This window comes from Streptomyces sp. URMC 126 (assembly GCF_051386555.1).
GTDB lineage: Bacteria > Actinomycetota > Actinomycetes > Streptomycetales > Streptomycetaceae > Streptomyces.
The window spans coordinates 1-11244 of the sequence record NZ_JBPQTX010000234.1 but is presented as its reverse complement, the minus strand read 5'-3'; the positions used below and the strand labels follow the sequence as shown (position 1 = coordinate 11244).

Below are 11244 nucleotides of genomic sequence, written 5' to 3'. Positions count from 1 at the left end.
GGCCCGCGGCCTCCGGGGAGGCGGCGGGCCCTCGGCGGGAACACCCTGCGGGTGGACGCTCAGCGTGCGGCGTGCCTGCGGTGCCGGCCGGGGCGGCGGGGGCCGCCCACACCCGGGGCGTCGGTGTGGCCGTACTGCCGGGCCTCCAGCTCCGCCCGTTCCTGCTCCAGGCCGAACCGGCCGAGCAGCGGGAGCCGGTCGATCCTGGGGAGCAGCCAGACGTGCCAGATGCCCGTGATGAAGAAGATGGCCGAGCCCGCGACGAGGACGGAGCCGAAGGTGTCGGTCGGGTAGTGGGCGCCGATGTACATCCGCGAGAAGGCGACCAGCAGCACCGCGAGGACGCCGCAGACCACGACGGTGCGGCGGTGGCGGGACTCGCGGAAGAGGAAGTAGACGGCGACGGCCACCGCCACGGTGAAGGCGGTGTGGCCGCTGGGGAAGCTGTTGGAGCCGATCTCCGGGTCGAGCGAGAACTGCCGCGGCGGCCGCTCGCGGGCGACGAGGGCCTTCGCGATCTGGGTGCTGTTCCAGCCGACCGCCACGACCAGGAAGGTGGCGACGGCCTGGATCGGCCGCCGCCGGGCGATCAGCAGCCAGCCGCTCCACAACGCGAGGATGATCACGCCCGCGACGGGCGACGCGAGGTAGCTGACGCCCTCCATCACGTCGTTCAGCCAGCCGGTGCGGGTGTTCGTCTGGATCGTGCGGTCCAGGTCCAGGTCGTGCGGCTGGATCAGCGACGTGTGCGCGGCGGTCATGCCGAGCACGATCGCTGCCGCGAACAGCAGGACGGAATTGCGCAACCAGTGGCGCACGTAGGGCATGGGTGGGGCGTCCTTCGTATCGGCATGGCGGCGCCGGGGCGGCAGCACGCGCGAGATGACGAGTACGTGCCGCATGCTCCGGGGAACCGGTGCGGCCGTACTACAAAAACTACACGTGCGAGCGGGTGTCCCCCCAAGCGCGGCGGTCACAGCGAAGATCATCGGGGGCGGTGTGTGACGGGACTCTCACGCTTCGCTTCCGCTGCGGGCGGGTGGGCGGCGGACGCCACCGCAGTGCGCGATCCTCCCCCGCGTCCCGGGCCACCCTCCGGACAGCCTCCCGAGTGATCTTCCCGGCGACAGTGGATCATGGTCGCCCTACACTCGCGCGGATGGAGCGAACAAGGGGGTGGCGGCCGGCCCGCGAGGCGGTCGTGAGAACCGGCTGTGGTGCGGCCGGGGCGGGTGTGGTGACGGTGGGGGCCGTGGCGCTGCCCGGCGCCGGGGGGACCGCCGTCGTCACGATGACGGTGTCGGCCGTGCTCACGCTGGCGGCGACGGGCTGGTGGCCCCGCGACCCGCGCCGCCTGGCGTGGACAGCGGCGGCCGTGGCGGCGGTGTGCGGGCTGGGCACGGTGTTCAGCGGCCCCGGCGCGGCCGTCGAAGGGTCCGAGGCGATCAAACTGGCCTTCGTCGAGTACGCGGCCGGCGTCTGGCTCGTCCTCCTCGTCACCCGCGCCCTTCCGCCGCGGCGGTCACTGGGGTTCTGGCTGGCACTGGGGACCGCCGTGTCCACGGTCATGGTGCGGGCGGACGCGTACGACGGGGTGCTGGAGGCCGTCGGCCAGTCCGTCTTCCTGGGGGCCGGCCCGCTGGCCGCCGGGGCGGTCGGCAGCGCCCTGTACACGGCACGGGAACGGCGGACGCGCGGCGTCCGGGAGGCCCGCCGGGCCCAGCGGCTCGAACTCGCCGCCGACCTCCACGATTTCGTCGCCCACGACGTCTCGGGCATCGTCGCTCTGGCGCAGGCCGCCCAAGTCGTGCACGAGACACGGCCGGAACAGGTGTTGCCGTTGTTGCGCCGGATCGAGGAGGCGGGGGTGAGGGCGTTGGGATCCATGGACCGCACGGTGCGCGTGTTGCGCGACGGCGACGGGAGCGGGGACGGGGGCGCAGACGGGCAGGGGCCGGGAGGCGGGGACGAGGGGTCCGCCGGCACCGGCGCCCCGGCGTCCGACGGCGGTGGTGTCCGCCCGGCGGCCCACGGGCTGGACGAGGTGCCCGGAGTCGTCGACCGGTTCCGCGCCTCCGGCACGGCGGACGTGCGGCTGACGGACGAGCTGCCGCCCGGGCTACGGGCGGAGGTGCCGCGCGAGGTGGCGGCGACCGTGCACCGCTTCGTCGTCGAGGCGCTGACCAACGTGCGCCGGCACGCGCCCGGAACGGAACGGGTCCGGGTCGCCCTGGCCTGGGAGCCGGCCCCGGAGGGGGCGCCGTCGTCCGTCCTGTCCGTCTCCGTCACCGACTCCGGCCGCGGCGACGGCGCCCGCACCGCCCGGCCGCTCCACGGCGAACGGCGGAGCGGTCTGGGGCTGGCCGGGCTGACCGAACGGGTGGAGGCTCTGGGCGGCACGTTGACGGCGGGTGCCCGGGGCGGGGGGTGGCACGTGCGGGCGGAGTTCCCGCTGCGGGCCTGAAGGGCCCGTGCGGGGGCGGGGGTTCCCCTGCCCGGAGAAGCGGGTGACCCATTCCGCCGTCTCTCGTCCGGCTTTCCGGCGAGGCCGGACGGGCGGCGCCGGCGGACGCGGGCCCGCCCGGCACTCCCCGTCGTCACACCCCGTCCGGCGACGGCGCCGGACGGGCCGCCACCCGGCCCGCCCGGCGCGCCGGGACGGCGTCCGTCCCCGCCTCGCCTCACTCCCGGCCGCACCGGCCGCAGGCCCCCCGGCGGCGGAGGTGGTAGGCGAGGGCGGCCGCGCCGAGGGCGAGGCCCCAGACGGTCCAGAGGATGCCGGGGCCGTTGGCGGCCCACATGTCGGCGGTGAGGTGACGGGCGTTCATCAGGCCGCCGGGGACGAGGACGAGGGCCACGGTGGTGGCGGGGATGACGGCGGTGAGGGGGTGGACGCGCTTGCCCGCCTTCCACCACACCCAGCGGGGCCAGACCTCGCCCCAGCGGCTGATCAGACCGTGGGTGAGGAGGCCGCCGGCGGTGGAGAGGAGGCCGAGGCCGAGGCCGATCTCCAGCATGCCGGGAGTGTCCCGCATGTCCTTCAGGAACTCCGGGGTGATGCCGAGGGGGCAGCCGAAGTACCAGGCGAGGCGGGTGACGTCGTAGGGGACGGACGACAGGGCGGCGGTGTACACCGCCCAGCGGCCCCAGCGCCGGGCGGCCTCCGGCGTCGTCCAGCGGGCGGCACCGTGCCGGCCCCGGCCGCAGGCCGTGCAGCGGTCCGCCGTACGCCACTGGTAGGCGAGGGTGGCCGCGGCCCACAGCAGGCCGCCGGCGAAGACGATGAGCAGGTTGCCGCGGTGCCAGTAGAGGATGTCGCCCACTCCGTCCTGCGGGCCGGGAACGCCGGTGAAGGCGAACACCACGAGCAGCGGCGCGAAGACCAGCAGTCCGAGGAGGGAGTAGTCGGGAACGGCGAACGCCAGCACCCCGGCCGATGCCCATCCGTATGCCAGGAGCCAGGCCCGGCTCCTCCCCCGGCCCGCGCCGCGGGCCATCAGCACCCCGGCGACGACACCCGCCGCGCCCACCGCCGCGATCACCGGCCCCACCACGCCCGCCCGGCTGGGCTCCAGCAGGGAGGCCGAGGAGCGGTCTTCCACGACCTCGGCGAAGGGGTAACCGGCGCCGCCCGCCGCCCAGTAGAGTCCGGCGGCGCCGTACAGCAGGGACCAGAGGGCCGCCAGGTAGCCGGACCAGACCGGCCACCGGGACCACCGGCGGTCGTTGGTGCCTGCCGCCGGGGGCGGCCCGTACCCGTCGTCCCGGGCCGCTTCCGTGGCCTCGCCTGTCCCCTGTGTCCCTTGTATCCCCGGTGCGTTCATGGTGCCGTCGTTCTCCTCGTTCCCGGCCGGCGGCCGTGCCCGCCGGTGCGGTTCCCACCCTCCCGTCCGGGGCGTGACCGGCACATCTGCCGAACGGCAGACTCCGGGCGGCCGGCAGCGGGGTCCGGGTATGCCGGCCGGCGGAGGGCCGCTACGGTGACGATCATGAGCATCCGCATACTCCTCGCCGACGACCAGGAAGCGGTCCGCATCGGCTTCCGGCTGGTCCTCGACTCACAGCCGGACATGGAGGTCGTCGGAGAGGCCGAGGACGGCCGGCAGGCCGTCGAACTGGCGCGCGGGCTGCGGCCGGACGTGGTGCTGGCCGACATCCGGATGCCGCGGCTGGACGGGCTGGAGGCCACCCGGCTGCTGGCCGGCCCGGACGCGCCCGACCCCGTGCGGGTGGTCGTGGTGACGACGTTCGACCTCGACGAGTACGTGCACACGGCGCTGCGCAACGGCGCCTGCGGCTTCCTGCTCAAGCGGTCGAGCCCGACGCTGCTGGTGGAGGCGGTGCGGGCGGCGATGGCGGGGGACGCCATGGTCAGCCCCTCGGTGACGGTCCGGCTGCTGCGGCGGTTGCGGGCCCCCGAGCCGCCGCGCGCGGCCCCGCCCGCCGAGGCGCTGACCGAACGGGAGGCGGAGATCGCCCGGTTCGTGGCCAAGGGGCTGACCAACGCCGAGATCGGTGCCGAACTCTTCATCTCCCCCGGCACGGTGAAGACGCACCTGGCCCACATCCAGCGGAAGCTCGGCGTCCGCAACCGGGTGGGGATCGCCGCCTGGGCGTGGGACAACCGGGCGGCTACCTGAGCTCGCCGTTCCGTCCGTGGTGCCTGGTGCCGGCCGCGGTGGCGTCGTCCGCCGGGGCCGGGACGACGCGACCGGTCCGGGAGCCGGGTTCCCGGGGCGGATCCAAGACGACGTCGACGTCGGTACGGCGGACCTGCCGGGCGAGCTCCCTCACCATGGCGGCCGCGGCGGCCCGCGCCTCGCGAGGGCCGGCGTCGGCCGGCGCGTCCGGGAGGCACCCGCAGAACGCCCCGCCCCCCTCGGCGAGGACGCGGTAACGCCAGCCGTCCGGGGTCGCGAGCAGGACGATGCCCTTCGGCATGCCGATACCGGTACCGATGCTGATGCCGATGGAAGGCCCCTTTCCGGTCCTCCGCTCCTTCTCACGTCGCCTCACGCGGCCATCCAACAGCGTCGGCCGCGCGGTCGCGCGGGGTGGGTGCCGAGAAGAGGCTTCCCGACGTGCCGCGCGAGCCCTCCCGCGCCGGCGCGTCGGCACCCCGGCCCGTTCAACACCGGCCCGTTCAGCCCCGGCCCGTTCGGCCCCGGCCGCCGCCGGCCGGGCTTCCCGAGCCGGCCGGCGGTGGAGCGGTCAGCCGGCGGGGGCGCCCGTCCGCGCGTCCCGGAGCCGGAGCAACCGGGCCATGACCCCCGGCAGTTCGCCGGCCCGCGAGGCGTCGGCCGCGCGCCAGGCGACGTGGGCGTCGGGGCGCACGAGGACGCAGCCGTCCGCGCCGACCTCACGGACCCGCGCCCATTGCCCGTACGGGTCGCGCAGATCCTCGGGCGTGCCGATGGCGCGGACCGTCAGCGGGACGCCGGTGAGGCGGGTGGCCTCGCGGGCGGCGGCGTGCCAGCGTTTTCCGCCGGGGCCGGTGAGCAGCACGAACGTGCCGCGCCCGACGACGTCGAGGGTGGAGAGGGCGCGCCGGCCGTCCTCCAGCCAGGCGTGCGGGACGTGGGCGCCCGGCCAGGTGGTGGGCCGGTAGTAGAGCTCGGGGTCGCGGTCGGGATCCGGCTCGGGGGTGTCCGGGACGGTGGCGCCGTCCCGGTAGCGGTAGCCGAGTTCGACGCCGTGCGCGTTGACCTGGTAGTTGACGCGGCGGGTGGCGGCGGCCAGGGCGGCGGCGCGGGCCCGGGCCTCCTCCGTGTCGTCGTGCAGCGTCTTCAGGATGCGCAGTTGCTCGTCCGCGCTCTGGCCCTCGGCGAAGCCGAGCGCCTCGGGTACGGCCAGCAGGTCCGCCATGCTGCGGAAGGCGCGGTCGACGACCTGTTGCCCGACGGGGTGCCGTTCGCTGTGGTAGGTGTCCAGCAGCTCGGGGCCGGCGGGCCCGTCGAGGACGAGTTTGAGTTTCCAGCAGAGGTTGAACGAGTCGGCGACGGCCGAGTTGAGGCCGAGCCCGTTGGTGGGCGGCCCCTGGTGGACGGCGTCGCCGACGCAGAACACCCGTCCCGCGCTGTACCGTTCGGCGACCGTGCCGTTGACGTCCCAGGGCGAGACGTCCTTGATGCGGACGGTGACGGAGTCGTCGCCGATGCTCTCCAGGATCCGGGCCCGGACGGCCTCGTGGTCGTCGGGGTCGAGAGGGGCGTCGGGGTGCGGGAAGGTGAGGAAGACCCACTCGTCCCAGGGGCGGACGCTGACGAAGACGCGGCCGTCCGTCGGCGGCCGGCCGGGGACGGCGCCCACGTAGAGGATGCCGGGCCGGTGGGCCGCGCAGTGGCTCAGGTCGGCCTCGAACCAGACGGAGACGGCCCGGGCCACGGACTGTGCGCCGGTGAGGCCGAGGCCGAGCCCGCGCAGGACGCGGCTGCGGGCGCCGTCGGCGCCGATGAGGTAGTCGGCGCGGACGGTGTACTCGCGTCCGCTGCCGCGGTCGCGGACGAGCGCGGTGACGCCCTTCTCGTCCTGGGTCAGGGACAGGAACTCCTGTCCGAAGCGGAGTTCGCCGACGCCGGCCTCCTCGACCGCCTCGACGAGGATCGGCTCCAGCAGGTGCTGCGGCAGGTTGCACATCCGGGCCGGGCTGGCCGCCCGGTAGTCGCCGATCCGGTCCGGCCCGTTGCCGTAGGCGTCGAGGCGGGCGACCTCGGTGCCGGTGAAGGTGGACATGAACACGTGGTTGGCGAGGAGATCGGGCGGTGTGGCCCGTTCCATGACCCGGTCCTCGACGCCCAGGTCCCGGAAGATCTCGCCGGTGCGCTGGTTGAGCAGGTGGGCTCGGGGGGTGTGGGCGGTCCCCCGGTGTTTGTTGACGAGGAGGTGGCGGACGCCGTAGCGGGAGAGGGCGAGGGACGCGGCGAGGCCGGCCGGGCCGCCGCCCACGATCAGGACGGGCGTCCGGACGTCGGCGGCGTCCGCGCCGGAGCGGTCACAGGCCGGCATCCGCGCTCCCCCCGGCCTTGCGGGCGTACCCGGCGTAGATGACGGAGATGTCGGTGCTGGTGCCGAGCCGGAACTCGCGGCCGAGCTCGCCGTACGAGATGTGGCCGCGCGCCCGGCGGCGGAGCAGCCGCAGCACTTCCAGCCGGCCGCGGCTGGAGGAGAAGCCGACCTGGCCCTTGTTGCGCAGCCCGTGCCGGCCGAAGATCCGGTAGAGCTCGTCGGGTTTGATGAACTGCCGCCAGACGTGCAGGTCCTTCTCGGCCCAGCTGACGGCCGGCCAGTCCTGCGCCATCTTCACCATGACCAGCCAGGAGGCGAGGGTCCGGTTGATGGTGTCGTAGAGGTAGTGGCCGCCGGGCCGCAGCACCCGGGCGGCCTCGGAGACGGCCCGGTCGACGTCGGTGACGTGCTCCAGGGTGTCGCAGCAGTAGACGAGGTCGAAGCTGCCGTCGGGGAACGGGAGTTCCTCGGCGGTTCCCTGCCGGTAGGTGATGTCCAGGCCCTGCTGCTTGGCGTGGTCGGCGGCGGCGTCGAGGGACGGCCGGGACGGGTCGATGCCGGTGACGCGGCAGCCGGCCCGGGTGAACTCCTCGGCGAGCAGGCCGCCGCCGCAGCCGATGTCGAGGACTTGGAGGCCGTCGAGGTCCATGCGCAGCCGGCGGGTGAGGACGTCGTGGAAGTAGGCGAAGCGGGCGGGGGTGAACTCCTGGAGGGTGGCGAACGGGCGGTCGTCGCGCCACCAGGAGTCCGGCTGGTCGTAGACGGCGTTGTTGACCTTGGCGGGGGCGTCCTTCACGAAGGGTCCTTACGGTTCGGGGGTTCGGGGGTTCGGGCGGGTGGCGGCGGGTGCGGGCGGATGGCGGGTGGATGCAGGAATGGACGTGCGGGCGGACGCTGGTGCGGGTGCGGCTCAGGCGAGCTTGACGACCGGGCGGCGGACGTCCAGCCAGACGGCCAGGTCGAGGACCCGTTCGAAGGCGTCGCGCGCGTCGCGGCGGACGGCCTCCGGCGCTCCGTGGGCGGCCTCCCGGAGGGCGGCGCCGTCGAAGAAGCCGACGGCCTGGTGGTCGTCGGCCAGCAGCTCGGAGACCTGCGCCTGGAGGGCCGAGACGTAGCGGAGTTCCTGCGTACGGGGGTACAGGGCCTTGACGCGCTCGACGACGGAGCGCGGCAGGACGTCCTGGGTGGCGGCGCGGAGCAGGCTCTTCTCGCGGCCGTCGTGGGTCTTCATGGCCCACGGGGTGTTGTAGGCGTACTCGACGATCCGGTGGTCGCAGAAGGGGACGCGGACCTCCAGGCCGACGGCCATGCTCATGCGGTCCTTGCGGTCCAGGAGCATGGGCAGCAGGCTCGTGAGGTGCACGTGGCAGAACTCCCGCATGCGGCGCTCGTGTTCGCCCTCCCCCGGCACCTCGGGGATCGCCGCCACGGAGTCGGCGTACCGCTGGGCCCAGTAGCCGGGCACGTCCAGGGTGCGCAGGAGCAGCTCGGGGTCGATGAGCTTGGTGGGGTGGCCGGACGGGTCGAGGGAGGAGGCCGTGACCCAGGGGAACATGGCGCGTTCCTGGACGGCGGGGATGTGGAACCAGGGGTAGCCGCCGAAGACCTCGTCGGCGGACTCGCCGGAGAGGGCGACGGTGGAGTGCTCGCGGATCGCCTTGAACAGCAGGTAGAGGGAGTTGTCGGCCTCGCCGAAGCCGAACGGCAGGTCCCGGGCGGCGACGACGGCCCGGCGCACGGCGGGGTCGGCGAGCTGCTGGTGGTCGAGGCGGATGTCCTGGTGGACGGTGCCGACGTGCCGGACGACGTCCCGGGCGAAGGGGGCGTCCTGGGTGTCGTGGAGGTCGTCCGGGTTGAACCCGTCGCTCTGCACGAAGTCGACGGTGAAGGTGCGGGCCTGCTTGCCCTGGCCGGCGAGGTGCCGGCCGGCGAGGGCGGTGAGCGCGCTGGAGTCGAGGCCGCCGGAGAGCAGGACGCACTGCGGGACGTCGGCGACGAGCTGGCGGGCGACGGTGTCGTCCAGCAGTTCGCGGATCCGGCGGACGGTGGTCTCGGTGTCGTCCGGGTGCTCCTTCGCCTCCAGCGTCCAGTAGACGTGTTCCCGCACGCCGCCGCGGTCGACGGTGACGACCGTGCCGGGTCGCACCTCGCGCAGCTCCGCCCAGACCGACCGGCCGGGGGTCTTGACGAAGCCGAAGAGCTCACGGAAACCGTCGGTGTCGACGATGGGCTCGACGAGCGGGTGGGCGAGCACGGTCTTGGCCTCGGAGCCGAAGACCACGCCGTCCTCGGTGAGGTGGTAGTGGAGGGGCTTGATGCCGAGCCGGTCGCGGAGGAGGACGAGCCGTTCGGTGCGGCCGTCCCAGATGCCCAGGGCGTACATGCCGTTGAGCCGGTCGGCGAGGCCGGGCCCCCACTCCAGGTAGCCGCGGAGGACCACCTCGGTGTCGCTGACCGTGCGGAACTCGTGGCCGCGCCGCCGGAGTTCGGCGCGGAGCTCGGTGTAGTTGTACGCCTCGCCGCTGTAGGTGAGGACGACCGGGCCGTCGTCCGTCTCGGCGACCATGGGCTGGACGCCGCCCTCCAGGTCGATGACGGACAGCCGGCGGTGGCCGAGCGCGGCGTGCCGGGACAGCCAGCTGCCCTCGGCGTCGGGGCCGCGGCAGATCATCGTGTCGTTCATGGCCCGCAGTACGGGCCCTTCGCCTTCCAGGTCGCGCTGGAAGGAGATCCAGCCTGCGATACCGCACATGGTTGCCCAGCCCTCGTTTCCGGTCGTTCGGTGTCGTCGGTCGTGGTTCGTCGGGGTCGTCGGCCGCTGCCGTCGTTCGGTGTCGTCGGCCGCTGCCGTCGGCCGCTGCCGTCGGGTGGCGTCGTCGTTCGCCGTGGGTGCCGGAGCCCTCCCCGCGCCGGGGGGAGCTCCGGCGGGCGGCTCAGCGCCGCGTGATCATGTATGTGCGCAGCCCGTCGATGTGGGACCGGCCGGTCGGCGCGAAGAAGAACCGGTCGAGGGCGTGCCGTACCAGCGGCAGGCTCCACGGGGCGCGGAGTTCGGCGGCCCACCGCCAGCGCAGCCGGGAGCCGTGGGCGGTGGGTTCGACCACGTAGTCCTCGACCAGCCGCCGGAAGATCGGGCGGGAGGCCGCCGTCCCGGTGAACGTCTTCCGCTTGCCGTCGTCCCAGCGGTAGAAGCGCTCCTTGAGGACGAAGTTCCCGCTCATGTGGATCTCACGGGTGGTGCCGATGCCGAAGGGCCGTTCGGAGGTCCAGCGCAGCCGTTCCATGCCGCGGGTCCAGCTCGACGCCTCGTCACCGGTGAGCACCGCCCAGGTCTCCTCGGGCGGGAAGGGCAGCTCGACGGTGCGGGTGTGGCGCATGGGCGCCGAGGTGAGGAAGGCGTCCCCCGCCTCCAGGATGGGATACCAGCGGTGTGCCATGGCGGTCGCCCTCCGTTCAGCGCGCCGTGCGGGCGCGCCAGAGGCCGACGCAGCCGCGCACGACGAGGTCGTGGTCGGTGAAGTGCTCGGAGAGCTGGTCCCGCAGGTCCTCCAGGCTGTCTTCCTGGTTGTGGAAGACGCCCTTGGCGTTGAGCTTGTCCATCAGCGAGCGGCCGGCGCGGGTGACGGGGACGCCCCGGGAGAGGATCGTGCTGCCGAAGACGTACCCGCCGGGCTTCACGGCACGCCCGGCGTGGCGGAGGGCTATGCCCTTCTCGCGGATGCTGCCGGGGATGCAATGCAGCAGGAAGCTGAGGGCGACCGAGTCGTAGGAGGCGTCGGGCACGGGCAGCGGTTCGAGGGCGTTGCCCTGGACCTGGGTGACGCGGTAGCGCTTCAGGCGGCGGGCGGTGAAGGCGAGGGTGTTGGGGTTGAGGTCGACGAGGGTGATGTCGGGGTCGGGGGTGGGGAACGGGCAGTGGTCGAGCAGGTAGCCGGTGCCGACCCCGACCTCCAGGTGCTTGGCGCCGGCGCACGTCTCGTACATGCGGTGGAAGTTGCGCGGCGAGCAGCGCCAGAACAGGGGCGCGCTGCCGCGGAACACGACCAGGTCGTAGAAGGTGAGCGCGCGGCGGTGGTAGGCGGACTGGCCGTCGAGGACGTCCTGGTCCAGCGGTTCCGGCCGGCGGACCTGATCGATGCTCATGGGTGCGGTGTCCTTCGCTGTCGGTGGTGCGGGTGGGGTGGTTCGGGTGGTGGGGTGGTTGGAGTGGTCTGAGTGGCTTGGGGGCTGTCTCTTATA

The 11244-nt window shown here is 74.0% G+C and carries 10 protein-coding genes; 2 read left to right on the top strand and 8 right to left on the bottom strand.

The genetic code is table 11. The features are described 5' to 3' along the window. Positions 1-59: 59 nt before the first annotated feature. A complete protein-coding gene (locus tag ACSNOK_RS24240) occupies positions 60-827 on the bottom strand; it encodes a phosphatase PAP2 family protein (RefSeq protein ID WP_436782875.1) in 768 nt (255 codons plus the stop codon). Positions 828-1159: 332 nt separating this feature from the next. On the opposite strand from ACSNOK_RS24240, the gene ACSNOK_RS24235 reads away from it, so the two are divergent. Next, on the top strand, positions 1160-2464 hold the full coding sequence (locus ACSNOK_RS24235; protein ID WP_436782874.1) for a sensor histidine kinase: 1305 nt from the start codon (positions 1160-1162) through the stop codon (positions 2462-2464). Between the two features lie 217 nt (positions 2465-2681). On the opposite strand, the gene ACSNOK_RS24230 is transcribed toward ACSNOK_RS24235, so the two are convergent. After that, positions 2682-3824, bottom strand: coding sequence for an NYN domain-containing protein (locus ACSNOK_RS24230; protein ID WP_436782873.1), 1143 nt, complete (start codon positions 3822-3824; stop codon positions 2682-2684). Between the two features lie 165 nt (positions 3825-3989). Here ACSNOK_RS24230 and ACSNOK_RS24225 point away from each other — a divergent pair, with 165 nt between their 5' ends. After that, entirely contained in the window at positions 3990-4640 is a 651-nt protein-coding gene (locus ACSNOK_RS24225; protein WP_436782872.1) for a response regulator, read from the top strand. Here the strand turns inward: ACSNOK_RS24225 and ACSNOK_RS24220 are convergent. The 6 genes from ACSNOK_RS24220 to ACSNOK_RS24195 form a co-directional block, all read right to left on the bottom strand. Continuing rightward, on the bottom strand, positions 4633-5016 hold the full coding sequence (locus ACSNOK_RS24220; RefSeq protein ID WP_436782871.1) for a hypothetical protein: 384 nt from the start codon (positions 5014-5016) through the stop codon (positions 4633-4635). The genes ACSNOK_RS24225 and ACSNOK_RS24220 overlap by 8 nt on opposite strands. 195 nt (positions 5017-5211) lie before the next feature. Next, the gene (locus ACSNOK_RS24215) at positions 5212-7005 is read right to left on the bottom strand and encodes an FAD-dependent monooxygenase (protein ID WP_436782870.1); all 1794 of its coding nucleotides are present in this window, start codon (positions 7003-7005) and stop codon (positions 5212-5214) included. Further along, on the bottom strand, positions 6992-7801 hold the full coding sequence (ubiG, locus tag ACSNOK_RS24210; protein WP_436782869.1) for a bifunctional 2-polyprenyl-6-hydroxyphenol methylase/3-demethylubiquinol 3-O-methyltransferase UbiG: 810 nt from the start codon (positions 7799-7801) through the stop codon (positions 6992-6994). Before ubiG ends, ACSNOK_RS24215 begins: the two co-directional genes overlap by 14 nt. 114 nt (positions 7802-7915) lie before the next feature. Further along, a complete protein-coding gene (asnB, locus tag ACSNOK_RS24205) occupies positions 7916-9757 on the bottom strand; it encodes an asparagine synthase (glutamine-hydrolyzing) (RefSeq protein ID WP_436782868.1) in 1842 nt (613 codons plus the stop codon). 181 nt (positions 9758-9938) lie between these two features. Continuing rightward, complete coding sequence (locus ACSNOK_RS24200) at positions 9939-10442, bottom strand: SRPBCC family protein (RefSeq protein ID WP_436782867.1); 504 nt, start codon at positions 10440-10442, stop codon at positions 9939-9941. A 16-nt stretch (positions 10443-10458) separates the two neighbouring features. Further along, a complete protein-coding gene (locus tag ACSNOK_RS24195; protein ID WP_436782866.1) occupies positions 10459-11148 on the bottom strand; it encodes a class I SAM-dependent methyltransferase in 690 nt (229 codons plus the stop codon). Between the last annotated feature and the right edge of the window lie 96 nt (positions 11149-11244).